The organism is Streptomyces sp. cf386, from assembly GCF_900103585.1.
GTDB lineage: Bacteria > Actinomycetota > Actinomycetes > Streptomycetales > Streptomycetaceae > Streptomyces.
Window position 1 is genome coordinate 260,446 of record NZ_FNHV01000012.1, and the last position, 25,187, is coordinate 285,632.

Consider the following 25,187-nt stretch of genomic DNA (forward strand, 5'->3'; position numbering starts at 1 on the left):
GATGGCCCGGAAGTACCAGATCACCCAGAGAAGTCACCCTATTGAGTGAGGTGACTGCAACGCGCCCCTTCAGGGGCGCGGGGAACTGCGCGACCAGCCACGACGAACCCGCGGCCGGCGAACAACACAGTCCCCCCGCGGCGATTAGCCCCTCAGAACAGCCCCCGTACGCTCGCCCGCGAGGGCAACCGCAGCGTCCCTGGCAGCCGAAGCCTCATCCACGGTCAGCGTCCGATCCCCCGCACGGAACCGCAGCGCATACGCCAGCGACTTCTTCCCGTCACCGAGCTGCTCGTCATTGACGTACACGTCGAACAGCCGGATCCCCTCAAGAAGTTCACCCGCCCCCGCACGCAACGCCGCCTCGACCTCCGCGGCCGGCACCGGCTTGTCCACCACGAGGGCGACATCCTGCGTGGCCACCGGGAACGTGGAGATGCTCGGCGCCTGAGGCGTACCGTCCCCGACCTGCTCCAGCGCGTCCAGGTCCAGCTCCATCGCACAGGTACGCGCGGGCAGACCCAGCTTCTTCAGCACACCCGGGTGCAGCTCACCGGCGTATCCGATGACCCGCTCGGCGCCCTCCACGGTGATCGCCAGCGCGGCGCACCGGCCGGGGTGCCACGGACCGTACTGCCCGCTCACCGCGATCAGTTCGGCCCCGGCCTCACGGGCCACGAGCCGCGCCGCCTCCACCGCGTCGGCCCAGTCGGCCGGACGGCCCTTGCCCCACCAGCCGGCCTGCTCCCGCGCACCGGCGAGAACGACGGCCACGTGCCGCGGCTGCTCGGGCAGCACGGCGTTCAGCGCGGCGATCTCCTCGCCGGTCGGACGCCGGTCGACGGACAGGTGCCCGGCGACGCTGCGCTCCTCGCGCGGCTGGAAGACCAGGCCCGTCTCGAACAGGGCCAGGTCGTGCGAGCCCCGCCCGTCGTTGCGCCGCAGCGCACCGAGCAGACCCGGCAGCAGCGACGTACGGAGCGCCGGCTCCTCGTCGTTGAGCGGGTTGGTCAGCTTGACGACGCGGCGGGCCGGGTCGTCGGCCGCCAGGCCGAGCTGGTCGAAGACCTGCTCGCTGACGAAGGGGTAGTTCGGCGCCTCGACGTAACCGGCACCGGCCAGCGCGCGGCCGACCCGGCGGTGCAGTCGCTGACGGTGGGTCAGGCCACGGCCGGACGGCGGCTTGGGCAGCGTGGAGGGCAGGTTCTCGTAGCCCTCCAGGCGGATGACCTCTTCGGCCAGGTCGTTCGGCTCCAGGAGGTCGGGCCGCCAGGACGGCACGGTGACGATCAGCTCGTCCTGCCCGTACACGTCGCAGCCGATCTGCTGGAGTCGCCGTACGACGGTCTCGCGGCCGTACTCGACGCCCGCCACCTTGTCCGGGTGGTCGGCCGGGCTGGTGATGGTGTGCGGCCCGGAGGGCGTGACGACCTCGGTGACACCGGCCTCGGCCGTGCCGCCGGCGAGCAGCACCAGCAGGTCCACCGTCCGCTGGGCAGCCGCGGCGGCCGCGGCCGGGTCGACACCGCGCTCGAAGCGACGGGACGCCTCCGAGGACAGCTTGTGGCGGCGTGCCGTACGCGCGATGGCGACCTGGTCGAAGTGGGCGGCCTCGATGACGACATCGGTGGACGCGTTCTCCACGTCGTCGTGGTCGGCGATCTCCGTGTTGGCGCCGCCCATGACGCCCGCGAGGCCGATCGGGCCGCGCTCGTCGGTGATGACCAGGTCCTCGGCGTGCAGCTTGCGCTCGACGCCGTCGAGGGTGACGAGCTTCTCGCCCTCCTCGGCCCGGCGCACACCGATCGTGCCCTGGACCAGGCCCCGGTCGTAGGCGTGCAGCGGCTGGCCGAGCTCCATCATCACGTAGTTGGTGACGTCGACGGCGAGCGAGATCGGGCGCATGCCGACCTTCTGCAGACGGCGCTGCAGCCAGATCGGGGAGCGCGCCTCGGGGCTCAGGCCGGTCACCGTACGGGCGGTGAAGCGGTCGCAGCCGATCGGGTCCGAGACCTGCACCGGGTAGCCGAAGGCGTTCGGGCCGGGCACGTCGAGCAGGGCCGGGTCGCGCAGCGGGATGCCGTAGCCGATGGCGGTCTCGCGGGCGACGCCGCGGATGGACAGGCAGTCGCCGCGGTTGGCGGTGACGGCGATGTCCAGGACCTCGTCGACCAGTTCGAGGAGCTCGATGGCGTCCTTGCCGACCTCGGTCTCCGGCGGCAGCACGATGATGCCGTGGGTGCCGTCGTCGCCCATGCCCAGCTCGCTGGTGGAGCAGATCATGCCGTGCGAGACACGGCCGTACGTCTTGCGCGCGGCGATCTCGAAACCGCCGGGCAGCACGGCGCCGGGGAGGACGATGACGACCTTGTCACCGACCTGGAAGTTCCGGGCGCCGCAGATGAGTTCCTGGGGCTCGCCGGTGCCGTTGGCCTGGCCGACGTCGACGGTGCAGAAGCGGATCGGCTTCTTGAACTCCGTCAGCTCCTCGATGGTCAGCACCTGGCCGACGACGAGCGGACCCTTGAGGCCGTCGCCGAGCTGCTCGACGGACTCCACCTCGAGACCGGCCGAAATGAGCTTGGCCTGGACGTCACGGCCGGTTTCGGTCGCCGGCAGGTCGACGTACTCCCGCAGCCAAGAAAGCGGGACCCGCATCAGATCTCCATCCCGAACGGCCGGGTGAACCGGACGTCACCCTCGACCATGTCTCGCATGTCTTCGACGTTGTGGCGGAACATCAGCATCCGCTCGATGCCGAACCCGAAGGCGAACCCGCTGTACTTCTCCGGGTCGACGCCACAGGCGGTCAGCACCTTGGGGTTGACCATCCCGCAGCCGCCCAGCTCGATCCAGCCCTCGGAGGAGCAGGTACGGCAGGGGCGGTCGGGGTTGCCGACGGACTCACCGCGGCAGACGTAGCACACCATGTCCATCTCGGCGGACGGCTCGGTGAACGGGAAGAAGTTGGGCCGCAGCCGGGTCTTCATGCCCTCGCCGAACAGGGACTGGACCATGTGGTCCAGGGTGCCCTTGAGGTCGGCCATGGTGAGGCCCTCGTCGACGGCGAGCAGCTCGACCTGGTGGAAGACCGGGGTGTGCGTGGCGTCCAGCTCGTCGGTGCGGTACACGCGGCCGGGACAGATCACGTACACCGGCAGCTCACGGTCGAGCAGCGAGCGGATCTGCACGGGCGAGGTGTGGGTACGCAGCACGACGCCGGACTCGGTGCCGCCGTCCGGGCCCTGCACGAAGAAGGTGTCGGCCTCGCCGCGCGCGGGGTGGTCCGGGCCGATGTTGAGCGCGTCGAAGTTGAACCACTCGGCCTCGACCTGCGGGCCCTCGGCCACCTCGTAGCCCATGGCCACGAAGATGTCCTCGATGCGCTCGGACAGGGTGGTGAGCGGGTGGCGGGCGCCGGACGGTACGCGGTCGTAGGGCAGCGTGACGTCCACGGCCTCCTCGACCAGCACCCGCTGGTCCCGCTCCGCCTCCAGCTCGGTCTGGCGGGCCGCGAGGCCCTTGTTGACCGCGCCCCGGGCCTGGCCGACGAGCTTTCCGGCGGCGGCCTTGGCATGCGGGGGCAGCGCGCCGATCTCGCGGTTGGCGAGGGCCAGCGGGGAGGTCCCGCCGGTGTGGGCGACCTTGGCCTCCTGGAGCGCGTCGAGGGAGTCCGCGGCGGCGAAGGCGGCGAGCGCCTCGTCCCGCATGCGCTCGATCTCTTCCGGTTTCAAGGCCTCGACCTCTACAGGGTCGTACGACTTATTCGGTGCCGACATCTCTTCCCGTGCTTCCGATTGGCTGGCTGAAGGTCCCCGTACCGACTCGTGGACAGATCGTCACGGTTTTTGGGACACAAAGGTGCCAAAGGCCGAGTCTAACGGGGTTGAGGAATGCGAATGCGCCCGTGGGGCCGAGGCCGGCTCTCAGGTGAGATACGCCGGTGCCGCCACGGGCAACGTAAATCGGAACTGTGCGCCGCCGCCGGGGGCGCGACCGACCTCGATGGCGCCGCCGTGCGCCTCGACGATGCCCTTGACGATGTAGAGCCCGAGGCCCGTGCCGCCGCGCTTGCTGCCCCGCCAGAAGCGGGTGAAGACGCGGTTCATGGACTCCTCCGGGATACCGGGCCCCTCGTCGCTCACCGTGACCGACGTACCGACGTCCTCTCCCTCGCGCGGGGACGTCGTGGCCGTGACGTCAATGGTGACCGTTCCGTCGCCGTGCCGCACCGCATTTTCGATGAGGTTGCTGAGCACCTGGTCGATCTTGTCGGGGTCGGCCCACAGGTCGGGCAGGGGCTGCTCGACGCGCAGCAGGAACCGGTCGGCGGTCTGGCCCGCGGCGACGTAGGCCTGGATGTGCCGTCCCACGGCCGCGCCCATGTCGACGGGCTGGCGACGCACCTCCAGCCTCCCGCTGTCGATCCGCGAGATGTCGAGCAGCTCGGCGATGAGCCGGGTGACCCGGTCGGCGTCGGCGTCGACGGTCTCCAGCATGAGCCGCTTCTGGTCGTCGGTGAAGCGTTCCCACTTGGCGAGGAGCGTGGCGGTGAAGCCCTTGACGGAGGTGAGCGGCGAGCGCAGCTCGTGGGCGACGGTGGCGATCAGCTCGGCGTGACTGCGCTCGGTGCGGCGCCGGGCCTCGGTGTCACGGAGCGAGACGACGACGCGGCGGACGGGGCCGGTCGGCTCGGCACGGACGTACCGCACCGAGACGAGTACCTCATGCCCGCCGGGGAGGAGGAGGTTCCGCTCGGGCTGCCGGCGCCGAATGGCGAGCCCGCCGTACGGATCGGTCAGCTGCCACCAGCGGCGCCCCTCCAGGTCCTCTAAGGGCAGGGCCTTCTCCAGCCGCTGCCCGAGGGCGTCGTCGGCGCGGACGGCGGTGATGCGCTCGGCGGCGGCGTTGAAGCAGATGACGTGCCCGTGCTCGTCGGCGACGACGAGGCCGTCGGGCAGGTCGTCGGGATCGATGCCGAACTCGGCGGGATCGCCGGACCGGGACCCGGACGGCCGCGGCACCTGATGTGCTCCCGGTGCGCTGCTCGTGCCGACACTCATCCCCGTACCCCACCTCTCACGACGGCTGAGGGGCCCCCGAGCTGGTCACCCTACTAGCTCTCGGTAACGGTGCGGCACCCTCCGGAGGCGCGCTGTGCACGGGCCGAGGCATAGAGACATACGGCGGCGGCGGTGGCGAGGTTCAGACTCTCGGCCTTCCCGTGGATGGGCACGCGCACGACGGCATCGGCCAGCGCGCGGGTCTCCTCCGGGAGCCCCCATGCCTCGTTGCCGAACACCCAGGCGGTGGGCCCGCCCATGCTCCCCCTGTCGAGCTCGTCGTCGAGATCCCGGTCCCCCGCCCCGTCGGCGGCGAGGATCCGCACCCCGGCGTCCTTGAGCCCGGCCACGGCCCGTTCGACGGGCACCCCGACGGCGACGGGGAGGTGGAACAGGGAGCCCACGGAGGCCCGTACGGCCTTGGGGTTGTACAGATCCACCGACGCGTCGGTGAGGACGACGGCCTCGGCCCCGGCGGCATCGGCGCACCGCAGCACGGTCCCGGCGTTCCCGGGGTCCCGCACATGGGCGAGCACGGCGACGAGCTTCGGCCGGGCGGCGAGGATCTCCTCGAAGGGGGTGTCGATGAACCGGCAGATCCCGACGAGCCCCTGCGGTGTCACGGTGGTCGAGATGTCGGCGATCACCTGCTCGTCGGCGAGATGCACACGGGCGCCCGCGTCCCGGGCCTCGCCGACGATGTCGGCGTACCGCTCCGCGGCCTCGACGGTCGTGAACAGCTCCACGAGCGTGGACCCGTACGCCGCCGCCTCCCGCACGGCCTGCGGCCCCTCCGCGAGAAACAGCCGCTCCTTGCCCCGGAAGTTCCGCTTGGCGAGCCGACGGGCGGCCGAGACGCGGGGGGAACGGGGGGAGATCAGCTCGGGGCTGACGGGGGGCATGGGGTTCACCTTGGTGTTTCGAAGTTCACGGACACAACAGGACCCGCAAGCCTCCTCGGCCTGCGGGTCCCTTCAGTCACGTCGGCCTGGGGCCGCTGGAGCGTCAGGCCGCCTTCGGGGCGTTGACGTCCGACGGCAGCGCCTTCTGCGCGACCTCGACGAGCGCGGCGAACGCGTTCGCGTCGTTGACGGCCAGCTCGGCCAGGATCTTGCGGTCGACCTCGACGTTGGCGGCCTTCAGACCCTGGATGAAGCGGTTGTACGTGATGCCGTTCGCGCGGGCAGCGGCGTTGATGCGCTGGATCCACAGCTGGCGGAAGTCACCCTTGCGCTTCTTGCGGTCGTTGTAGTTGTAGACCAGCGAGTGGGTGACCTGCTCCTTGGCCTTGCGGTACAGGCGCGAACGCTGACCGCGGTAGCCGGAGGCCGCCTCGAGGATCGCCCGGCGCTTCTTGTGGGCGTTGACTGCCCGCTTGACGCGTGCCACTTGTTAACTCCTTGTAGCGGGGCCGTGGTTGGACTCACACGACCCGGTATCGATTGGGTCCCGGTCAGAGATCAGGCGCGACGGGCGATGCGATGCGATCCGCTCGATCCGCGCCCGATGTCACTTGCCGAGAAGCTTCTTGATCTTCGCGGCGTCGCCCGGGGCCATCTCGGCGTTGCCGGTCAGGCGGCGCGTCACGCGGGACGACTTGTGCTCGAGCAGGTGGCGCTTGCCGGCGCGCTCACGGAGCACCTTGCCGGAGCCGGTGATCTTGAAGCGCTTGCTGGCACCGCTGTGCGACTTGTTCTTCGGCATAGCGCCGTTCTCTCCTCGTAGATGGCGCTCCGATGCCCGGTCGTAAAACCGGGCACGGTGGAGCGTCGCTCTGGTATCGGTTACGTCCTGGGGACTCGCGTCCCCCGGGATCACGCCTCGGCGGAAGCCTCGGCAGGAGCCTCGGTCTCCACGGCGTCCTCGGACTCCGCGGCACCCTCGGTCTCCGCGACGTTCTGCGACTTGCCGGGGTTGGCCTTCGCGTCGGCCTTGCGGGCTTCCTGCGCCTGGCGGGCCTCGGCCATCGCCTCGGTCTTCTTCTTGTGCGGACCGAGAACCATGATCATGTTTCGGCCGTCCTGCTTCGGGTTCGACTCTACGAACCCGAGGTCCTCGACGTCCGTCGCGAGACGCTGCAGCAGTCGATAGCCCAGCTCGGGCCGGGACTGCTCGCGACCACGGAACATGATCGTGATCTTGACCTTGTCGCCCTGCTTGAGGAACCGGACGACGTGACCCTTCTTGGTGTCATAGTCGTGCGGGTCGATCTTCGGCCGGAGCTTCATCTCCTTGATGACCGTGTGCGCCTGGTTCTTGCGCGCCTCACGGGCCTTCATGGCCGACTCGTACTTGAACTTCCCGTAGTCCATGAGCTTGCACACGGGCGGACGGGCGTTCGCCGCGACCTCGACCAGGTCCAGGTCGTACTCCTGCGCAAGCTCCAGTGCCTTGGCCAGCGGGACAATGCCCACCTGCTCGCCACTGGGACCGACAAGTCGCACCTCGGGAACGCGAATCCGGTCGTTGATGCGGGGCTCGGCGCTGATGGATCCTCCTCGGTTAGCACCACACGGCGGTCTGGCGGACAGCCGCGTATGTCTCGTTCGTAAGACCTAACCGCGCCGAAGCACAAAAAATGCCCCGGACGATCACAGGCGGGGCTCCAAAGCACTACCGGAGCACCGCCGCGAGTGATCGCGGGGCGCAATTTCGGGCGACTCCATCGTCCGTACGGAACGATGGTGGCCGCCTGACCGGGGTGACCCGCCGTCCCGGGGGACGGTCAGGTGGGAGATCGGAGCCTCCACTTGTGGGCTAGACACATGAGTGTCCAGCCGGTCGTTACACAAGGTTAGCAGCATCCCGGGGGTGGCGCGAACCGGCGTGCACCGGGGCCTATCGTGTGAACCATGAGTGACACCTCCTCCTCCGACACCCCCGAGACCCCCGGCCCGGCCGACTTCGACGCCATGACCCGCGACATCGCCGAGGTCCCGGCGGTCGAGGTGATCGTGACGGTGGCCGTCAACCTGATGAGCGCCGCCGCCGTGAAGCTCGGTCTGACCGAGGAGGGCGACAAGCACAAGGACCTGGACGAGGCCCGCAAGCTGGTGCACGCCCTCGCCGGTCTGCTGGACGCGAGCACGACCGAGATCAGCTCGTTCCACGCGGCACCGCTGCGCGACGGCCTGAAGTCGCTGCAGCTGGCGTTCCGCGAGGCGTCGATCGTCCCGGACGAGCCGGGTCAGGGGCCCGGCGAGAAGTACACCGGCCCGGTCTACGGCTAGTTCGCTCGCGTACGGCTGATTCATCGCCGTACGGCCCGCTCATCCTCGTACGTAAAGGGGCTCGCCCGGAGGCGTCGTCCCGGCCGGCAGCAGTGCCAGGTCGAGACCGCGCACCAGGCGGGCCCTCAGTGTTGCGTCGGCGGCGAGGCGCTCGGCGACCGCGCGGGCGGCCCGGGCGGGTACGGCGCCCTCGTCCAGGACGAGGGCGAGGGTGCCGTCGGCCTGTCCGGGCCCGAGGTGGGCGCGGAGCACGGCCGGCTCGGCGGCCACCGCGGCGCGCACCGCCTCCCGCACGGCCGGGTCGGCCAGCGGATCCGTCGTCGTCCGCCCCTCGGCGAGCGCGAGCAGCGCGCGCCCCGTCAGCTCGTACGGCACCGGACCGGCCATGTCCAGCACGATCGTGTCCGCCTTCTCGTGCACGGCGGCCTGCAGGGCCTGGTGCAGGGGTACGGCGACGGGGCGGGCCGCCGGGTCCCAGCGGGCGAGGGAGTCGCTGGACGTGAAGGCGGGCAGGGCGGTGCGATCGCCGGCCTTCAGGGTCGGTACGGCCATGTCGCTGGCCTTCTCGCGGCGCAGCCCGTTCTCGTCCTCCTCGACCTCGCCGAGCACGGCCACGACGGGGACGAGCAGCCGGGCTTCCTTCAGCGCGGCCAGGACGAGCCCCTCGGCGGTGCGGTCCTGGGCCCAGGCGGCGAGCGCTGCGCTCAGCCGGGGGTCGGCGGAGCCGTCGTCGTCGGAGAAGGGAGAGTCGGGAATGTTCTTGTTCGCCACGGTCACCGACCCTATCGGGGGGATGCTGCTGCGCTTGTGCGGCCCCGGAAACCGTGCCGTGACACGTCTGCGCGCAATCTCCGTTTCTCTGACACAGATCTAACCTCCGTCTAACGGCACGCACAGACGCCGCCCCCACCATCGCGGGCATGGAGTCCTCCAGAGCACGCCGCAGCCGCCGCGCTCGCCTTTCCCGACACCACACCCTGCTGTACGGCGCCCTCGCCGCCGTCACCGTCCTCGGCGCCACCGCCGCGGGAACCGTGTACGTGAAGGCGCAGGCGCACTCCGGGGGGAGCCCCGTATCGTCGGCGACATCGCCGTCGGCCTCGCCCTCGGCCTCGGCAGCGGGCTCGGTGAGCGGGGAGGCTTCGGTGGAACCAGTGGCGCAGCCGACGGTGGACTACGACGCGTTGCTGGCGACGGCCATGGAGTCGGTGGACGTCCCGGACGGGGTCGAGATGTCGGTGGCGGTGCTGGATCTTGAGTCCGGTGAGAGCGCCGTGTACGGGGACGGCGGTTTCGACACGGCGAGCATCGTCAAGGTCGACATCCTGGCGGCCCTGCTGCTGCGGGCGCAGGACGAGGGGCGGGAGCTGACGGCCGCGGAGAAGTCGTACGCGACCGCGATGATCGAGAACAGCGACAACGCCTCCGCGTCGGAGCTGTGGCGGACGATCGGGAAGGCGGAGGGGCTCGACGCCGCGAACGAGCGCTTCGGGCTCACCGGGACCGAGGGCGGCGACGGAATGCTGTGGGGGCTGACGCAGACCACGGCCGCCGATCAACTCCGGCTGTTGCAGCAGGTGTTCGGCGACGAATCGGAGCTGAGCGAGGCCTCGCGGACGTATCTGCGCGGGCTGATGGGGCAGATCGCCGTGGGCCAGCAGTGGGGGGTGTCGGCGGCGGCCGACGGTTCCGCGTGGGCGCTGAAGAACGGATGGCTGCCCCGTACGGCGACCGGACTGTGGGACATCAACACCGTCGGGCGGGTGACGGTCGACGGCCACGACTACCTGCTGGCCGCATTGTCGGACGGCAACGTGACACAGGCGAACGGGATTTCACTGGTCGAGGCGGCGGCCGTGGCGGCGGTGGCGGTGTTCGCCGGGGAAGGCTCCGCCGCGTCCCCTTCCCCGTCCGCTTCCGCGTCGGTGCCGGCCACGGCATCGTCGTAGCCGTTCCGGCGTGGTTCCGGCGTGCCTCAGAAGTAGAAGCGTCCGCGGCGGCCCCGCAGCACTGCGACCGCCGCGATCAGCAGGATGCCGCCGATGCTGCCCGCGAGCGCGGCGGTCCAACTCGTCGCGTCGTCGTCGGACTTGGCGGTGTCGGGGCCCGAGCCGAAGTACTCCTCGCCGTACGCCGCCGCCTGGAGGTCCTTCGGCTTGAGCTTCTCGGCCTTCTCGATGGCGGCAGCCGGGTCGATGAAGCCGTAGCCGCGGGAGTCGTCGCGGCCGTCGGCGGGGGCGTCGCGGGCCGTGTCCTCCAGGAGCTTCTTGATCTGGGCCGGGGTCAGGCCGGGGTGCGCGGCCTTGATCAGGGCCACCGCTCCGGAGACGAAGGCGGCCGCGGCGCTGGTGCCCCAGCCCTCGTAGTACTTGTGGTCGGGGTCGGCGATGACGACGTCGTCGCCGGGGGCGCTGACCGTGGCGTACCAGCGGCGGGTGGAGAAGGAGGCGCGGGTGCCGTAGCGGTCGACGGCGGTCGCGGCGATGACGCCCGGGTAGGCGGCCGGGTAGGAGATGTGGTCGCCCTTCTCGCCGCCGTTGCCCGCGGAGGCGACGACGACGACGCCCTTCTTCAGGGCGTACTGGACGGCCTCGTCCTCACCGGCCTCGGGGTGGGCGGACTTGGAGTCGTCGCCGAGGGAGAGGTTGATGACGTCGGCGCCGTGGTCGGCGGCCCAGCGGATGCCTTCGGCGAGGGCGTTGCCGCGGGTGCTGCGGGCCTTGGCGCGGGCGGGGTCGCCGTCCTCCAGGATGACGCGGACGGGGAGGATCTTGGCCTCGGGGGCGATGCCCATGACGCCGTCGCCGTTACCGGCGCCATGACCGTGGCCGGCGACGATGCCGGCCATCGCGGTGCCGTGCCGGGCCCAGGCGCGGTCGCCGCGGTCGGCGCCGAAGCCGACCATGTCCTTGCCTTCGAGGACGTTGCCGGCCAGGTCGGGGTGGTCGGCCTCGACGCCGGTGTCGAGGACGGCGACGGTGACGCCCGCGCCCTTGGTCGTCTGCCAGGCCTCCTGGGTGTGCATGGCGTCCAGGGCCCACTGCCGGGCGCGGATCGAGTCGGCGTGCGCGGTGGTGGACGGCAGGAGGGCGAGGCTGGCGCCGAGGAGGACGGCGAGCGGGCCGGTCCGTCGGGCCATGAAGGTCTTCCTGGCGCTGGTGCGGGGCGCCGTGGTCACCCCGCTGCGGGTACCGGTCCTCATGACGACTGCTCCGTGGACGGGCCGACGTTCTTGCGCAGGGCGCGTTCGACGCGGTCGGCGAGGCCCTGCGCCTCGTGGCCGAGGCCGGACTGGGCGACCGACGTGGTGGTGCCGGACTGCATGGCTTCCTCGGCGGGCTCGGGCTCGTCGACGGTGCGGTCGTCGGCCCAGCCGGAGACGGCGTAGACCACGACGGGGGCGTCGGTGAGGACGGAGACGGTCCAGGAGGCACGCTGCTCGTCGCCGAATCCGGCGGCCGGGGTGCCCTTGGCGGCGTAGGCGCGGGGCATGAGGTCGGTGCGGCGGTCCAGGCCCTCCTTGGCGAACCGGCTGTCGAGGGAGCGCATGCCGGCCGCGTCGGCCTTGGTGAAGAGCAGGCCGACGGTGGTGACGTAGCTCTGGGTGGCGTCGATGTAGGTGGCGCGCAGGAGGCGCTCGCAGCCGACGGAGGCGAGGACCTCGCGCAGCAGCGGATCGAAGGCGTTCGCACAGCCGCTGTCCGGGGCGACGGCGATCCGCGTCCAGGTCCGGTCGGCGCCACCGGGTCCGGCGCCCTTGCCGATCACCGTGCGCGGGAACAGCTGGTCGACGGGGACGCTGTGCCACAGGCTCCCGGCCGCGGCGAAGGTGTCCTGCGTACCGCCGTCGCCGGGCTCCCCGATCAGCCAACTCCCGGTCACGGCGCCGCCGATGAGGCCGACTCCGAGCACGACACAGGCGGCGGCCAGGGCGACCCTCGGCCGGATCCGCACCCCGAGGGGCCGCGGTCGCGCCTGCTCGTCGTACCCCTCGGGCTCCCCGAACGACACGACGGGCCGCCCGGCGCCCGGGGCCGCGCCCGGCGCCATGGGGGCGCTCCAGGAGAGGGACGGGTCCGGCGCGAAGGGGGCGGAGTTGTGGCCGTTCGCGGAGTGCCCTGTGGTGGGGGCGGGGGGTGCGGGGGGTGCGGAGGGTGCGGAGGCGCCGTATCCACTGCCCGCCGCCCTGTGCCCCGCCGACGGCGCCTGCTCGGGAGGGAGCGGGACCGAAACGCCGGGCCGCGGGGGCGGAGGGGCGGAGCCGGGACGGCGTGTGGGGTCCGCGGGTGCGGAGCCGGGACGGCGTGTGGGGTCCGCGGGTGCGGAGCCGGGAGAGGTGGCCGGCGGCAGGGGCATGGCGGCGGAGCGCTGCGCGGGGCCGCTGCCCGGTCGGGAAGGCGCGCCGGCCGAGCCCTGCGCGGGCGCGCTGCCCGACTGGGGAGGAACCCCGGCGGAACCCCGCGCGGGTGCGCCGGGTGCTCGGGAGGACGGGCCGTTGCCGGACTCGGGCGACGGGGCCGCGGGGATCGGCCGGAGCCGGAAGGTGGTCTCCGCCGCGGTCTCGGCGGGGGCGCCGGTACGGCGCGGCGGCGCGGGTCGCTCGGCCTGGCGGGGCGGTATGCCGCCGGGTGCGGTCTGCCCGCCGCCCTCCTGGTGCAACGATCCGCCGTTCTCCGGACGCCCGGCGGTGGGCGGCGCGTCCGGGAAGCGCGCGGAGGCTCGTGGCGGGGGCGGAGACATGGGGTCGGCGTCGGTGTCCGCGTCTGCGGGGGCCGGGGCGCGCAAGTGGGGGATCTGGGGCGACGTACCTGACATACCGGACGTACTCGATGGGTCGGACGGACTGGAGGTGCCGGACATGGGGTGGGCGGGGCTCGCCGGGGATCCCGGACTGCCGACCTGCCGCTCCCCCTGCGGCTCGCCTGCCGTCGGCGGGTCCGCGGGTCTTGGCGGGGTGGTCGGGCGGGGCGGGACGGCGGGCGGTGGGGGCGTCGTGGGGCGTGGGGGGACGGGGGCGCGGCGCGCTTCCGTGCTCATGCACCCCCCGTTTCCTCATGACCGGGCCCGATCTCGTGCACAGGCCGTCGTTCCGTGTTCCGCCCTGCCCGGCGCGGACTCGTCCGACCAGGCACGCATACCCGCACGGGCGGAGCGTCATCCCGGCACGCCCGAGCGGCCGTGGGCGATCCACACATGCGTGCGCGTCACTCTACGGGTTGATGCAGGGCGAACGGGAACCAGTCCACGACCCCGCGTAAATCTGCCCGGAACGTCCCCCTACCCTGCGGTAATCCCGTCTGGCAGGCTGCGTTCATGACTGCGCGCGCCGCCGACCGGGCCCGTTACGACCGGGCCACCGCCCATCTCGACGCCCCTCTCGCGATCGTGGACCTGGACGCCTTCGACGCCAACGCGGACGACCTGGTCCGCCGCGCCGGCGGGAAACCGATCCGCGTCGCCAGCAAGTCCGTACGCTGCCGGGCCCTGCTGGAACGGGTGCTCGCGAAGGACGGGTTCACGGGGATCATGTCCTTCACGCTGGCCGAGTCCCTGTGGCTGGCGCGCTCCGGTTTCGAGGACGTCCTGCTCGCCTACCCGTCCGCCGACCGCGCCGGGTTCGCCGAGCTGGCCGGCGATCCGAAGCTCGCCTCCGCCGTCACCGTGATGATCGACGATCCGGCACAGCTCCGGTTCATCGACGACGCCCGGGACGGTGGCCGGGAAGTGGTGCGGGTCTGCCTGGAGTTGGACACCTCGCTGAAGCTGCTCGGCGGGCGCGTGCGCGTCGGCGCCCGGCGGTCGCCGCTGCACTCCCCCGCCCAGGTCGCCGACATGGCCCGTACCGTCGCCCGGAAGCCGGGGTTCGAGCTGGTCGGGATCATGGCGTACGAGGGGCATATCGCCGGGGTCGGCGACGCGGTGGCGGGGCGGCCGCTGCGGTCGCGTGCCATACGGCTGATGCAGGGCGCCGCACGCCGGGAGCTCGCCGAGCGGCGGGCCGAGGTGGTGCGGGCCGTGCGGGCGGTCGTGCCGGGGCTGGAGTTCGTCAACGGTGGCGGGACAGGCAGTGTGCAGCACACCGCCGCGGAGGACTGCGTCACCGAGATCGGCGCCGGCTCGGGGCTGTACGTCCCACGGCTGTTCGACAACTACACGTCCTTCAACGGGCGTCCGGCCGCGCTGTTCGCCCAGCCCGTCGTGCGCCGACCGGGGGTCGGGGTGGTGACCGTCCTCGGCGGCGGCTACCCGGCCTCGGGCGCGGCCGGGCCCGACCGGCTGCCGGTGCCGTATCTGCCGGAGGGGCTGCGCTACGACCCTCAGGAGGGGCCCGGCGAGGTGCAGACCCCACTGCTCGGCTCCCCCGCCGACGATCTCCTGATCGGCGACAAGGTGTGGTTCCGGCACGCCAAGGCCGGTGAACTGTGCGAGCGGTTCGACTCGCTGCACCTCGTCGAGGGCGACTCGGTGACGGCGACCGTGCCCACGTATCGCGGGGAGGGCCGCACGTTCCTGTAGCGGCGGCTCGTGAGCGGGACGTCACCCTCCCTCGAAGGTGGCGTCCCGTTCACTTCCCCCCGGGGGCTACAGCGGCGTGACGTACGCCCCCGAGATGCCGCCATCGACCAGGAAGTCGGTGGCGTTGACGAAGGAGGAGTCGTCGCTGGCCAGGAAGGCGACGGCGGCGGCGATCTCCTCGGCCTCGGCGAAACGGCCGACCGGGATGTGGACCAGGCGGCGTGCGGCTCGCTCCGGGTCCTTGGCGAACAGCTCCTGGAGGAGCGGGGTGTTGACCGGTCCCGGGCACAGGGCGTTGACCCGGATGCCGTCGCGGGCGAACTGGACGCCCAGTTCGCGGGACATGGCGAGGACGCCGCCCTTGGAGGCCGTGTACGAGATCTGGGACGTGGCGGCGCCCATCCTCGCCACGAAGGACGCCGTGTTGATGATGGAGCCCTTGCCCTGCTGCCGCATGTAGGGGATGGCGGCCTTGCAGCACAGGTAGACGGAAGTGAGGTTGACCTCCTGGACTCGCTTCCAGGCCTCCAGGCCGGTCTCCAGGATGGAGTCGTCGTCGGGCGGCGAGATTCCGGCGTTGTTGAAGGCGATGTCGACGCTGCCGTAGGTGTCGTACGCCGTCTTGAACAGCGCCTCGACCTGCTCGGGGTCGGTGACGTCGACCTTCACGAAGATCCCGCCGACCTCCTCCGCCGCCGCCTTGCCGCGCTGCTCGTCGACGTCGCCGCAGACGATGTGGGCGCCCTCGGAGGCGAGCCGGCGGGCGGTGGCGAGGCCGATGCCGCTGCCGGCGCCGGTGATGACGGCCGTGCGGCCGACGAGTCGCCTGCAAATGTTCTCTGCGCTCACTGTGCGGGGCCCTCCGTGCTGATGAAGACGTTCTTTGTTTCGGTGAAGGCGGTCAGGGCGTCCGGGCCCAGCTCGCGGCCGATGCCGGACTGCTTGAAGCCGCCGAAGGGGGTCCAGTAGCGGACACTGGAGTGGGAGTTGACGGACAGGTTGCCGGCCCGGACCGCCTGGGAGACCCGCAGGGCGCGGCCCACGTCACGGGTCCAGATGGAGCCGGAGAGGCCGTACTCGGTGGCGTTGGCCAGCCGGATCGCCTCCGCCTCGTCCTCGAAGGGGAGGACAACGGCGACGGGGCCGAAGACCTCCTCGACGGCCACGCGCGCGCGGGGGTCGACACCGGTGAGGACGGTCGGCGGGAACCAGAAGCCGGGGCCCTCGGGGGCCTTGCCGCGGATACCGTCGGCGCCCTGGTCGACGTACGAACGCACGCGCTCCAGTTGCACCTTGGAGATCAGCGGGCCCATGTCGGTCTTCTCGTCGGCCGGGTCGCCGACCGTCACCGCCTCGATGGCGGGGGCCAACAGTTCCAGGAAGCGGTCATGGACGGAGCGCTGGACGAGGATGCGGGTGCGGGCGCAGCAGTCCTGGCCGGAGTTGTCGAGGAAGGACATGGGGGTGGCGGCCACGGCGGCTTCGAGGTCGGCGTCGGCGAAGACGATGTTGGGGCTCTTGCCGCCGAGTTCGAGGGTGACGCGCTTGAGGAGGGCCGAGCCCTTGGCCAGGACCTGTTTGCCGACCGCCGTCGACCCCGTGAAGACGATCTTCGCCACGCCCGGGTGCTCGACCAACGCGTCACCCGCGACGGGGCCGTGGCCGGGCAGGACCTGGAACAGCCCCTCCGGGAGGCCCGCCTCCAGGGCCAGCTCCGCCAGTCGCAGAGCCGTCAGCGGGGTCGTCTCGGCAGGCTTGAGGATGACCGCGTTGCCGGCCGCGAGCGCCGGGGCCATGCCCCAGGCCGCGATCGGCATGGGGAAGTTCCAGGGGGCGATCACGCCCACGACGCCGAGCGGTTCGAGGATCGTGACGTCCAGGCCGCCGGGGACGGGGATCTGGCGGCCGGTCAGCCGTTCCACTCCCCCGGCCGCGTAGTCGAGCAGATCGCGGACGTTGCCCGCCTCCCAGCGGGCGTTGCCGATGGTGTGCCCGGCCTCCCGGACCTCCAACTGGGCGAGTTCTTCGAGGTGTTCGTCCACCTTGACCGCGAAGCGGCGCAGCAGCCGGGCGCGTTCGCCGGGAGCGAGGGCGGCCCACGCGGACTGCGCCAACGCGCCGCGTACGACGGCGGCGTCCACGTCGGCCGCGGTGGCGGCCGGGACGGTGGCGACGACCTCTTCGGTGGCCGGGTCGAGTACCTGGAGCTGGTCGGACAAGGAAAGCCTCACAAACGTTCGAAGGAGCGGCGCAGCTCCCAATCGGTCACCGCGGCGTCGAAGGCTTCCAGCTCGACGCGCGCCATGTTGCGGTAGTGAGCCACGACCTCGTCACCGAAGGCGGCCTTGGCGATCGGGCTGTTCTCCCAGAGCTCGGCGGCCTCGCGCAGCGTCGTGGGGACGTGCTCGAAGTCGGCGGCGTAGGCGTTGCCGGGGCAGGGCTCGGGCAGCTCCAGCTTCTGCTCGATGCCGTACAGGCCCGCCGCGACCAGTCCGGCGACGGCGAGGTGCGGGTTGACGTCGCCGCCGGGGAGCCGGTTCTCGAAGCGCATCGAGCGGCCGTGGCCGACGACGCGCAGAGCACAGGTGCGGTTGTCGTGGCCCCAGGCGACGGCGGTCGGGGCGAACGAGCCCGGCTGGAACCGCTTGTAGGAGTTGATGTTGGGCGCGTAGAGGAGGGAGAAGTCACGCAGGGCGGCGAGCTGCCCGGCGAGGAAGTGCCGCATGACGTCCGACATGCCGCCGGGGTCCTCGGAAGAGCCCGCCATGACGTTGTTGCCGGCGGCGTCAGCGAGCGAGAGGTGGATGTGGCAGGAGTTGCCCTCGCGCTCGTTGAACTTGGCCATGAAGGTGATCGAGACGCCCTCCTGGGCGGCGATCTCCTTGGTGCCGGTCTTGTAGATCGCGTGCTGGTCGCAGGTGACCACGGCCTCGTCGTACTTGAAGGCGATCTCGTGCTGGCCGGGGTTGCACTCACCCTTGGCGGACTCGACGGTGAGGCCGGCGCCCGCCATCTCGTTGCGGATGCGGCGCAGCAGGGGCTCGATCCGCCCCGTCCCCAGCACCGAGTAGTCGATGTTGTACTGGTTCGCCGGCGTCAGCCCTCGGTAGCCCGCGTCCCAGGCCTGCTCGTAGGTGTCCTTGAAGACGATGAACTCCAGCTCGGTGCCGACGTTCGCCGTGTACCCGAGCTCGGCGAGCCGCTCCAGCTGGCGGCGCAGGACCTGGCGCGGGGCGGCCACCACCGGGGAGCCGTCGTTCCAGGCGAGGTCGGCGATCAGCATGGCCGTACCGGCGTTCCACGGGACGCGGCGGAGGGTGGCCAGGTCGGGGTGCATGGCGAAGTCGCCGTAGCCGCGGTCCCAGGAGGACATGGCGTAGCCCTCGACGGTGTTCATCTCGGTGTCCACGGCGAGGAGGTAGTTGCAGCCCTCGGTGCCGTGGTGCAGGACCTCGTCGAGGAAGAAGCGGGCGGCGAACCGCTTGCCCTGGAGCCGCCCTTGCATATCGGGGAAGGCCAGGACGACAGTGTCGATCTCACCGCTCGCGACGAGGGCGTGCAGCTCCTCGACGCTCAGCGGGGGTGTGCGGTCTGCCACGGGAGAGCCTCCATTCGGCTTACTTCGGTCAGCCGGGAGCCATAAGGTATTGCGCAGGACCATTGATTGGGAAGGGGGTCCGGCCACATGTCGCAGGCGGACACGGAGCACGGGGCGCCCGGAGCCGACGACGACCGGCTGACGTCGGTGCTGCGGCCGGTGCGGGCCGGCAACGGATTCGAGGAGGCCCTGGAGCAGGTCCTCCAGGTCGTCCGGCTCGGCCTGGTGCCGGGTGGCGAGCGGCTGCCCGCCGAGCGCGAGTTGGCGGACCGGCTGGGGATCAGCCGGGTGACGCTGCGCGAGGTGCTGAAGGTGCTCCAGGACCAGGGCCTGGTCGAGTCGCGGCGCGGGCGCTACGGCGGAACGTTCGTCCTGCCGCGCTCCGTGACGCCCGGCGAGGAGGAGCTGCGCCGCCGCCTGAAGGACGTCGACGTCGAGGACACCCTGCGCTTCCGCGAGGTGCTGGAGGTCGGCGCGGCCGGGCTGTGCGCGGCGCACGGGCTGGAGGAGGAGCAGGCCGACCGGCTCCGCGAGGCCCTGGCGCGCACGCACGACGCCCCGCTCGCCGAGTACCGCCGCCTGGACACCCTGCTGCATCTGACGCTCGCCGAGCTGTCCGGCTCCCCCACGCTCACGGCCCAGTACGCGGCCGTCCGGGCCACCGTCAACGACCTCCTCGACTGCATCCCGCTCCTCGTCCGCAACCTGGAGCACTCCCAGCGCCAGCACACCGCCCTGGTGGAGGCCGTGATCGAGGGCAACGCCGAGTGCGCGCGGGAGATCATGCGCGAGCACTGCGGGGGTACGGCGGCGCTGTTGCGGGGCTTCCTGGGCTGAGCCGGGCCGCCCCCGGGTGAGCCAAGGATTTACGGGCGATTAACGCACGGGTATTGCCTTCTCGTGGTGGACACCGCAAAGGTATGGATCCATTCCATTGAGCCGGAGCTCGGTCGACCCCACCGCGCCCGGAAATTGCCCGGTGTCCACCGCATGTGGGGAGTTGGCCGATGTCCCTCGAATCCACGGAATCCACAAGTACACCCGCCGCGGAGGCGGACGACTATCTGGAGCGCAGAACGCTGCGCCGCGGCAGCGCCGGCTGGGTGCTGCTGACCGGACTCGGCGTCGCGTACGTCGTCTCCGGCGACTACTCGGGCTGGAACTTCGGCCTGGCGGAGGGCGGCTTCGGCGGCCTGGCGATCGCCATGGTGCTGATGGGCGCGATGTACGCCTGCATGGTCTTCGCCCTCGCCGAGCTGTCGTCGATCCTGCCGACGGCGGGCGGCGGCTACGGCTTCGCACGCCGGGCCCTGGGCCCCTGGGGCGGGTTCCTCACCGGTACGGCGATCCTCATCGAGTACGTCCTCGCGCCCGCCGCCATCGTCATCTTCATCGGCGACTACGTCGAGTCGCTGGGCCTGTTCGGCCTGGAGTCCGGCTGGCCGATGTACCTGGTCTGCTTCGCGATCTTCCTCGGCATCCACCTCTGGGGCGTGGGCGAGGCGCTGCGCTTCAGCTTCGTGGTCACCGGCATCGCGGTGGTCGCCCTGGTCGTGTTCGCGCTGGCGGCGCTGCCGGACTTCTCCTTCGGGTCGCTGGACGACATCCCGGTCGACGCGTCTGCGGCGGGGTCGAGCTCCTGGCTGCCCTTCGGGCTGCTCGGCATCTGGGCGGCGTTCCCGTTCGGGATGTGGTTCTTCCTGGGCGTCGAGGGGGTGCCGCTGGCCGCCGAGGAGACCAAGGAACCGGCCCGTACGCTGCCCAAGGCGATCCGCTGGTCGATGGCGATCCTGGTGGTCCTGGCCGTGGTGACCTTCTTCGCGGCGGCCGGCGCACGCGGCTCGGCGGCGATCCAGGAGGCGGGCAACCCACTGGTGGAGGCCCTTCAGCCGGACGGCGAGGCGACGACGCTGAGCCGGATCGTGAACTACGCGGGCCTGGCGGGCCTGGTGGCGTCGTTCTTCTCGCTGATCTACGCGGGCTCGCGCCAGCTGTTCGCCCTCTCCCGCGCGGGCTACCTGCCCCGCTTCCTGTCCCTCACCAGCAGCCGCAAGGCGCCGTACCTGGGCCTGCTGGTGCCGGGCACGATCGGCTTCCTGCTGGCGGCGCTGACCGGCGACGGCGCCCGGATGCTGAACGTCGCGGTCTTCGGCGCCACCATCTCCTACGCGCTGATGTCCCTCTCGCACATCGTGCTGCGCCGCCGCGAGCCGGAGCTCGCGCGTCCGTACCGCACACCGGGCGGGGTGCTGACCTCCTCGGTCGCGCTGGTCCTGGCCTGTGCGGCGCTGGTGGCGACGTTCCTGGTGGACGTGACGGCGGCCCTGATCGCGCTGGCGGTGTACGTGGTGGCGGTCGGGTACTTCGGCCTGTACAGCCGTAAGCGGCTGGTGGCGAAGGCGCCGGAGGAGGAGTTCGCGGCGCTGGCCGCGGCCGAGGCAGAGTTGGCACGGGACTGAACCGTCGACCGTCGACCGTGAGTGTGAGGGAGTTGCTGTGGCCAGGCCGCTGATCGGGGTCAGCACCTATCTGGAGTCCGGTGTGCGCTGGGGCGTGTGGGAGCTGGAGGCGGCGCTGCTGCCGGTCGGCTATCCACGGCTGGTGCAGCGGGCGGGGGGCCTGGCCGCGATGCTTCCGCCGGACGACCCGTCGCTCGCGGCGGCTGCCGTGGCCCGGCTGGACGGGCTCGTCATCGCGGGCGGGCCGGACGTGGAGCCGGTCCGGTACGGGGCGGAGCGCGAGCCCCGCACCGGGCCGCCCGCGCGGGAGCGGGACGCGTGGGAGCTGGCCCTGATCGACGCGGCGCTGGCCTCTGGCGTTCCGCTGCTGGGCATCTGCCGGGGCATGCAACTGCTGAACGTCGCCCTCGGCGGGACGCTCGTGCAGCACATCGAGGGTCACGCGGAGGTCGTGGGCGTCTTCGGCAGCCACACCGTCAAGCCGGTGCCGGGGAGTCTTTACGCCGGTGTCGTGCCGGAGGAGACGTCGGTGCCGACGTATCACCATCAGGCCGTGGACCGGCTGGGCGAGGGGCTTGTCGCGTCGGCGTATGCGGCGGACGGGACGGTGGAGGCGGTGGAACTGCCGTCGGCCGGTGGGTGGGTGTTGGGGGTGCAGTGGCATCCGGAGATGGGGGAGGATCTGCGGGTTGTGCGGGGGTTGGTGGGGGCGGCTGCGGGTGGCTGATGGGGGGATTTTCGCCCCCGCCGCCCCTACCCGTCCCATCCTTCTGGGGCTCCGCCCCAGACCCCGCTCCTCAGACGCCGGAGGGGCTGGATCCAGCCCGTCCGGCGTCTGAGGACGAGGCCCCTTCAGGGCCGATGCGGGGGTCTGCGGGCGGCAGCCCCCAGGGATGGGACGGGTAGGGGCGGCGGGGGCGAGAAAACTACCCCCGCGTCAGCGACAGCAGATCCCGCGCCGGCCCCACCGGCCGGTGGCCCACCGGCCAGACCGCCCGGAGGTCCCGCGCCAGGGACACGTCGGCCAGCGGAATGCTCACCAGGCGCCGCATCGACAGTTCCTCCCCGACGGCCAGCTCGCTCAGCACCGCGGGCCCCGCCCCACTCACCGCCGCCGCCTTCACCGCCGTCGTGGACGACAGCTCGATCAGAGGACGGGCAAGGCCGCCCAGCGCGGCGTCGAGGACCTGCCGGGTCCCCGACCCCTCCTCCCGCAGGATCAACGGCGTAGCAGCCAACTCCGACGCCTCCAGCGCCCGCCGGCGACGCGACCAGACGTGCCCCGGCGCCGTCACCACGATGAGGTTGTCGTGGGCGATGACGACCGAGTCCAGCCCTGTCGGAACCGTGAGCCCCTCCACGAACCCGAGATCCGCCTCGTCCGCCAGCAACCGCTCCGCCACGGCCGCCGAGTTGCCCGCGAGCAGCGACACCGCCGTGTCCGGCCGCTGGGCGCGCAGCGCGAGCAGCCAGCCCGGCAGCAGATACTCCGCGATCGTCATGCTCGCCGCCACCCGCAGCCGCGAGTCCCGCCGGTCCCGCAACGCCTGCGCCCCCACGTCGAAGGCCTCCGCCGCCTCCACGATCCGCCGCGCCCAGTCCGTCACCAGCGCCCCGGCATCCGTGAGCCGGGAGCCCCTCGGTGACCGGTCGACCAGCGCGACCCCGAGCAGCCGTTCCATCGACCGGATCCGGCTGCTCGCCGCCGGCTGGGTGATCCCCAGCTCACGCGCCGCCCCACCGAGACTGCCGAGCCGCGCCACCGCCAACAACAGCTCCAGCGCGCCGAGCTCCGGGACACGATGTGCCAGGGATCCTGCGCGAAACTGCCCCTCCGCCGCGTCTGTCATAAGGCCAGTTTATGTGCCCATAGAGGCAAACTCCCTGGTGGGAGGCAAAGACTGGAGCGACCCTCGGACCATGGTCACCGCCGTCCGTCACCTCGGACCCAACTGGTACGCCTCCGTCATGGGCACCGCCGCCGTCGCCACCGCCGGAGCCGCGCTGCCGCTTCAGCTCCCCGGCCTGCGCACGACCTGCGCAGCCGTCTGGATGCTCTCCCTCGTCCTGCTCGTCACCCTGCTCACCGCCCGCGCCCTGCACTGGACCCACCACCGCGACCAGGCCCGCGCCCACCTCCTCGACCCGGCCACGGCGCCCTTCTACGGTTGCCTGGCGATGGCCCTGCTCGCCGTCGGCGGCGGTGCGGTGACCGTCGGCCGGGACTGGATCGGGACCGGGGCGGCGGTCGCTCTCGATGCCGTGCTGTTCAGCGCCGGTACGGTCGTCGCGCTGGCGGCCGCCGTCGCCGTCCCGTACCTGATGGCCGTACGCCATCGCATCGAGCCGTCACAGGCCACGCCGGTATGGCTGTTGCCGCTCGTCGCGCCCATGGTGTCCGCCGCGCTCGGGCCGCTGCTCGTGCCGCATCTGCCGCCCGGGCAGGCCCGGGAGACCCTGCTCCTCGCCTGCTTCGCGATGTTCGGGCTCAGCCTGCTCGCCACCCTGCTGATGCTGCCGCTGGTCTTCGCCCGGCTGATCACCGGCGGTCCGCTGCCCCTCGCTCAAACGCCGACCCTGTTCCTGGTGCTGGGGCCGCTCGGGCAGTCCACCACGGCCGTCGGCAGTTTCGCGGACGTCGCCCCGGGCGTCGTACCGGCCCCGTACAGCGGGGGTTTCGGCGTGCTCGCCGTTCTCTACGGCGTGCCCGTCATGGGCTTCGCCCTCCTGTGGTTCGGGCTCGCCACCGCGCATGTCGTGCGGGCCCGGCGGCACGGCATGGGGTTCGCGATGACCTGGTGGGCGTTCACCTTCCCGGTCGGCACCTGTGTCACCGGCGCCGCGGCACTGGCCCGGCACACCGGGCTCGCGGTCTACGACGGGCTCGCCGTCGGGCTGTACATCGTGCTGGTCGGCGCGTGGGCCGTCGCCGCCCTGTCCACCACGCGCGGCCTCCTCAGCGGCGCGCTGCTCGCAGCGCCCCGGACAGCACACCCGGTGCCTCGGCCAACGACGGGCCGTACCACGTCAGGTGCCGCCCGCTGACCAACGCACAGGGCAGGCCGGGGAAGGCCTCCGGGCCGTCGTCGGCCGTGAAGCGGTACGGCTCGTCGGGGAGGACGACGACGTCCGGGGGTGCTGACCTCAGCTCGTCCAAGGGGATGCGCGGGTAGCGGTCCTCGTGGGTCGTGTACAGGTGGTCCACGCCGAGGCGGGCCAGGACGTCGCCCGCGAAGGTGTCGCGGCCCAGCACCATCCAGGGGCGCCGCCAGATCGGGACCACGGCCGTCGTACGGCGCTCCGGGGGCCGCAGTGACGACCACGCCTCCTCCGCCTCGTCCAGCCAGCGCGGGCGTGCCGTCACCCCGCAGGCGTCCAGCACACGCGCCAGTTCCCGGAAGGCTCCCGGGACGTCCCGTACCTCGGTCACCAGGACCTCGATGCCGGCCGCTCGGAGGGCTGCGAGGTCGGGCTCGCGGTTCTCCTCCTCGTTGGCGATCACCAGGTCGGGGGCGAGAGCGACGACGGTGTCGGCCTTGGGGTTCTTGGTGCCGCCGACGCGGGGGACGTCCAGGTCGGCCGGGTGGCTGCACCAGTCGGTGGCGCCGACCAGGACGCCGGGGGCCGAGACGGCGACGGCCTCCGTCAGGGACGGCACCAGGGAGACGACGCGCATCAGCGCCTCGGCCGGTCCCGGACCGCCTCGATGTGCTCCGCCACCGCGACGACGACCACGCGCGTGTCCGGCACGGTCGCCCGCCAGCGGTGGCGCACCCCGCCGGTGAGGTACAGGGTGTCGCCGCGGCCCAGGCGGTACGCGCGGCCCTCCGCCTCGATCTCCACGGCGCCGTCGGCGACGTACATCAACTGGTCGTTGCGGTACTGGAATTCACGGCCCGCGTCATGGTCGCCGGTGAACTCCGAGGCGTGCATCTGGTGGTGACCGCGCACCAGGGACCGCGTCCGGGGTTCCGGCGCCAGTTCGGTGGTGTCGGCCCGGACCACGTCGACGCTGCACGCCGGGTCGGCGGCGGCGAGGAGTTCGACGGCGGTCGTACGCAAGGCGTCGGCGACCTTTTCGAGGGAGCTTCTGCTGGGGCGGGCGCGGTCGTTCTCGACCTGGCTCAGGAAGGGCACCGACAGGCCGCTGCGCTCGGCCACGACGGCGAGGGTGAGGTCGAGCGCGCGGCGTCGCCGCCGCACGGCCGCGCCCACTCGAAGAGGCTGTTCTTTGTGGTCGCCCATCGCTCCGGCTCCCTCCTTCGCTCGTCCGGCCACTGTCCTCGCGCCCGTCTTCCGGCGCACACCTTCTGTTGAGTTC

At 71.9% G+C, this 25,187-nt stretch carries 22 protein-coding genes and 1 pseudogene; 7 read left to right on the forward strand and 16 right to left on the reverse strand.

What is annotated here, in order from left to right; all coding sequences use genetic code 11:
- Positions 1 to 144: 144 nt before the first annotated feature.
- From pheT to infC, 7 genes and pseudogenes are all read right to left on the reverse strand, one after another.
- Positions 145 to 2,658, reverse strand: a complete 2,514-nt coding sequence (pheT, locus tag BLU79_RS29715) for a phenylalanine--tRNA ligase subunit beta (RefSeq protein WP_093909014.1) — start codon at positions 2,656 to 2,658, stop codon at positions 145 to 147.
- Complete coding sequence (pheS, locus tag BLU79_RS29720; protein WP_093909015.1) at positions 2,658 to 3,779, reverse strand: phenylalanine--tRNA ligase subunit alpha; 1,122 nt, start codon at positions 3,777 to 3,779, stop codon at positions 2,658 to 2,660. The genes pheT and pheS overlap by 1 nt, the downstream gene beginning before the upstream one ends.
- 147 nt (positions 3,780 to 3,926) lie before the next feature.
- Positions 3,927 to 5,063 carry a sensor histidine kinase gene (locus BLU79_RS29725; protein ID WP_093909016.1) on the reverse strand — a complete coding sequence of 379 codons (1,137 nt, stop codon included), beginning with the start codon at positions 5,061 to 5,063 and terminating at the stop codon, positions 3,927 to 3,929.
- Between the two features lie 53 nt (positions 5,064 to 5,116).
- On the reverse strand, positions 5,117 to 5,965 hold the full coding sequence (locus BLU79_RS29730) for a TrmH family RNA methyltransferase (RefSeq protein WP_093909017.1): 849 nt from the start codon (positions 5,963 to 5,965) through the stop codon (positions 5,117 to 5,119).
- Between the two features lie 103 nt (positions 5,966 to 6,068).
- Positions 6,069 to 6,452, reverse strand: coding sequence for a 50S ribosomal protein L20 (gene rplT / locus BLU79_RS29735; protein WP_020938960.1), 384 nt, complete (start codon positions 6,450 to 6,452; stop codon positions 6,069 to 6,071).
- A gap of 120 nt (positions 6,453 to 6,572) precedes the next feature.
- Positions 6,573 to 6,767 (reverse strand): 50S ribosomal protein L35, encoded by a 195-nt coding sequence (gene rpmI / locus BLU79_RS29740; RefSeq protein ID WP_003977225.1) that lies wholly within the window; start codon positions 6,765 to 6,767, stop codon positions 6,573 to 6,575.
- Between the two features lie 110 nt (positions 6,768 to 6,877).
- Positions 6,878 to 7,577, reverse strand: a pseudogene (gene infC / locus BLU79_RS29745) (translation initiation factor IF-3).
- A gap of 338 nt (positions 7,578 to 7,915) precedes the next feature.
- Between infC and BLU79_RS29755 the strand changes: the two are divergent.
- Positions 7,916 to 8,293 carry a DUF1844 domain-containing protein gene (locus BLU79_RS29755; RefSeq protein WP_093909019.1) on the forward strand — a complete coding sequence of 126 codons (378 nt, stop codon included), beginning with the start codon at positions 7,916 to 7,918 and terminating at the stop codon, positions 8,291 to 8,293.
- 39 nt (positions 8,294 to 8,332) lie between these two features.
- Here BLU79_RS29755 and BLU79_RS29760 read toward each other — a convergent pair whose 3' ends face one another.
- Entirely contained in the window at positions 8,333 to 9,064 is a 732-nt protein-coding gene (locus tag BLU79_RS29760; protein ID WP_093909095.1) for an SseB family protein, read from the reverse strand.
- Between the two features lie 149 nt (positions 9,065 to 9,213).
- Between BLU79_RS29760 and BLU79_RS29765 the strand changes: the two genes are divergently transcribed.
- Positions 9,214 to 10,242, forward strand: coding sequence for a serine hydrolase (locus tag BLU79_RS29765; protein ID WP_093909020.1), 1,029 nt, complete (start codon positions 9,214 to 9,216; stop codon positions 10,240 to 10,242).
- 26 nt (positions 10,243 to 10,268) lie between these two features.
- On the opposite strand, the gene mycP is transcribed toward BLU79_RS29765, so the two are convergent.
- Both mycP and BLU79_RS49285 read right to left on the reverse strand, forming a co-directional pair.
- Positions 10,269 to 11,432 carry a type VII secretion-associated serine protease mycosin gene (mycP, locus tag BLU79_RS29770; protein WP_093909096.1) on the reverse strand — a complete coding sequence of 388 codons (1,164 nt, stop codon included), beginning with the start codon at positions 11,430 to 11,432 and terminating at the stop codon, positions 10,269 to 10,271.
- 59 nt (positions 11,433 to 11,491) lie between these two features.
- Positions 11,492 to 13,033, reverse strand: coding sequence for a hypothetical protein (locus BLU79_RS49285; RefSeq protein WP_256333511.1), 1,542 nt, complete (start codon positions 13,031 to 13,033; stop codon positions 11,492 to 11,494).
- A 573-nt stretch (positions 13,034 to 13,606) separates the two neighbouring features.
- Here BLU79_RS49285 and BLU79_RS29780 point away from each other — a divergent pair.
- Complete coding sequence (locus BLU79_RS29780) at positions 13,607 to 14,809, forward strand: amino acid deaminase/aldolase (RefSeq protein WP_093909021.1); 1,203 nt, start codon at positions 13,607 to 13,609, stop codon at positions 14,807 to 14,809.
- Positions 14,810 to 14,875: 66 nt separating this feature from the next.
- On the opposite strand, the gene BLU79_RS29785 is transcribed toward BLU79_RS29780, so the two are convergent.
- The 3 genes from BLU79_RS29785 to BLU79_RS29795 are packed head-to-tail and all read right to left on the reverse strand — an operon-like array spanning position 14,876 to position 18,407.
- Positions 14,876 to 15,658 carry a 3-oxoacyl-ACP reductase gene (locus BLU79_RS29785; protein WP_093909022.1) on the reverse strand — a complete coding sequence of 261 codons (783 nt, stop codon included), beginning with the start codon at positions 15,656 to 15,658 and terminating at the stop codon, positions 14,876 to 14,878.
- A complete protein-coding gene (locus tag BLU79_RS29790; protein WP_093909023.1) occupies positions 15,655 to 17,028 on the reverse strand; it encodes an aldehyde dehydrogenase family protein in 1,374 nt (457 codons plus the stop codon). Before BLU79_RS29790 ends, BLU79_RS29785 begins: the two co-directional genes overlap by 4 nt.
- A gap of 8 nt (positions 17,029 to 17,036) precedes the next feature.
- Complete coding sequence (locus BLU79_RS29795; protein ID WP_093909024.1) at positions 17,037 to 18,407, reverse strand: glutamine synthetase family protein; 1,371 nt, start codon at positions 18,405 to 18,407, stop codon at positions 17,037 to 17,039.
- A gap of 87 nt (positions 18,408 to 18,494) precedes the next feature.
- On the opposite strand from BLU79_RS29795, the gene BLU79_RS29800 reads away from it, so the two are divergent.
- From BLU79_RS29800 to BLU79_RS29810, 3 genes are all read left to right on the forward strand, one after another.
- Entirely contained in the window at positions 18,495 to 19,244 is a 750-nt protein-coding gene (locus tag BLU79_RS29800) for a FadR/GntR family transcriptional regulator (protein WP_093909025.1), read from the forward strand.
- A 170-nt stretch (positions 19,245 to 19,414) separates the two neighbouring features.
- Positions 19,415 to 20,866 carry an ethanolamine permease gene (gene eat / locus BLU79_RS29805; protein ID WP_093909026.1) on the forward strand — a complete coding sequence of 484 codons (1,452 nt, stop codon included), beginning with the start codon at positions 19,415 to 19,417 and terminating at the stop codon, positions 20,864 to 20,866.
- A gap of 49 nt (positions 20,867 to 20,915) precedes the next feature.
- Positions 20,916 to 21,593 carry a gamma-glutamyl-gamma-aminobutyrate hydrolase family protein gene (locus BLU79_RS29810; RefSeq protein ID WP_177001234.1) on the forward strand — a complete coding sequence of 226 codons (678 nt, stop codon included), beginning with the start codon at positions 20,916 to 20,918 and terminating at the stop codon, positions 21,591 to 21,593.
- 199 nt (positions 21,594 to 21,792) lie between these two features.
- Here BLU79_RS29810 and BLU79_RS29815 read toward each other — a convergent pair whose 3' ends face one another.
- The gene (locus BLU79_RS29815; protein WP_093909028.1) at positions 21,793 to 22,716 is read right to left on the reverse strand and encodes a LysR family transcriptional regulator; all 924 of its coding nucleotides are present in this window, start codon (positions 22,714 to 22,716) and stop codon (positions 21,793 to 21,795) included.
- A 70-nt stretch (positions 22,717 to 22,786) separates the two neighbouring features.
- Here BLU79_RS29815 and BLU79_RS29820 point away from each other — a divergent pair, with 70 nt between their 5' ends.
- Entirely contained in the window at positions 22,787 to 23,911 is a 1,125-nt protein-coding gene (locus BLU79_RS29820; protein WP_093909029.1) for a TDT family transporter, read from the forward strand.
- Here BLU79_RS29820 and BLU79_RS29825 read toward each other — a convergent pair.
- Together BLU79_RS29825 and BLU79_RS29830 are read right to left on the reverse strand one after the other, a co-directional pair.
- Entirely contained in the window at positions 23,823 to 24,542 is a 720-nt protein-coding gene (locus BLU79_RS29825) for a helical backbone metal receptor (protein ID WP_093909030.1), read from the reverse strand. The genes BLU79_RS29820 and BLU79_RS29825 overlap by 89 nt on opposite strands.
- A complete protein-coding gene (locus tag BLU79_RS29830) occupies positions 24,542 to 25,111 on the reverse strand; it encodes a helix-turn-helix domain-containing protein (RefSeq protein WP_093909031.1) in 570 nt (189 codons plus the stop codon). Before BLU79_RS29830 ends, BLU79_RS29825 begins: the two co-directional genes overlap by 1 nt.
- Positions 25,112 to 25,187: the final 76 nt, after the last annotated feature.

Excerpts from the sequence above, each read along its gene's own strand:
- pheT (WP_093909014.1), bottom strand. The coding sequence starts at position 2,658 with ATGCGGGTCCCGCTTTCTTGGCTGCGGGAGTACGTCGACCTGCCGGCG.
- pheS (WP_093909015.1), bottom strand. The coding sequence starts at position 3,779 with ATGTCGGCACCGAATAAGTCGTACGACCCTGTAGAGGTCGAGGCCTTG.
- BLU79_RS29725 (WP_093909016.1), bottom strand. The coding sequence starts at position 5,063 with ATGAGTGTCGGCACGAGCAGCGCACCGGGAGCACATCAGGTGCCGCGG.
- BLU79_RS29730 (WP_093909017.1), bottom strand. The coding sequence starts at position 5,965 with ATGCCCCCCGTCAGCCCCGAGCTGATCTCCCCCCGTTCCCCCCGCGTC.
- rpmI (WP_003977225.1), bottom strand. The coding sequence starts at position 6,767 with ATGCCGAAGAACAAGTCGCACAGCGGTGCCAGCAAGCGCTTCAAGATC.
- BLU79_RS29755 (WP_093909019.1), top strand. The coding sequence starts at position 7,916 with ATGAGTGACACCTCCTCCTCCGACACCCCCGAGACCCCCGGCCCGGCC.
- BLU79_RS29765 (WP_093909020.1), top strand. The coding sequence starts at position 9,214 with ATGGAGTCCTCCAGAGCACGCCGCAGCCGCCGCGCTCGCCTTTCCCGA.
- mycP (WP_093909096.1), bottom strand. The coding sequence starts at position 11,432 with ATGGCCCGACGGACCGGCCCGCTCGCCGTCCTCCTCGGCGCCAGCCTC.
- BLU79_RS49285 (WP_256333511.1), bottom strand. The coding sequence starts at position 13,033 with ATGTCTCCGCCCCCGCCACGAGCCTCCGCGCGCTTCCCGGACGCGCCG.
- BLU79_RS29780 (WP_093909021.1), top strand. The coding sequence starts at position 13,607 with ATGACTGCGCGCGCCGCCGACCGGGCCCGTTACGACCGGGCCACCGCC.
- BLU79_RS29800 (WP_093909025.1), top strand. The coding sequence starts at position 18,495 with ATGTCGCAGGCGGACACGGAGCACGGGGCGCCCGGAGCCGACGACGAC.
- eat (WP_093909026.1), top strand. The coding sequence starts at position 19,415 with ATGTCCCTCGAATCCACGGAATCCACAAGTACACCCGCCGCGGAGGCG.
- BLU79_RS29815 (WP_093909028.1), bottom strand. The coding sequence starts at position 22,716 with ATGACAGACGCGGCGGAGGGGCAGTTTCGCGCAGGATCCCTGGCACAT.
- BLU79_RS29820 (WP_093909029.1), top strand. The coding sequence starts at position 22,787 with ATGGTCACCGCCGTCCGTCACCTCGGACCCAACTGGTACGCCTCCGTC.
- BLU79_RS29825 (WP_093909030.1), bottom strand. The coding sequence starts at position 24,542 with ATGCGCGTCGTCTCCCTGGTGCCGTCCCTGACGGAGGCCGTCGCCGTC.
- BLU79_RS29830 (WP_093909031.1), bottom strand. The coding sequence starts at position 25,111 with ATGGGCGACCACAAAGAACAGCCTCTTCGAGTGGGCGCGGCCGTGCGG.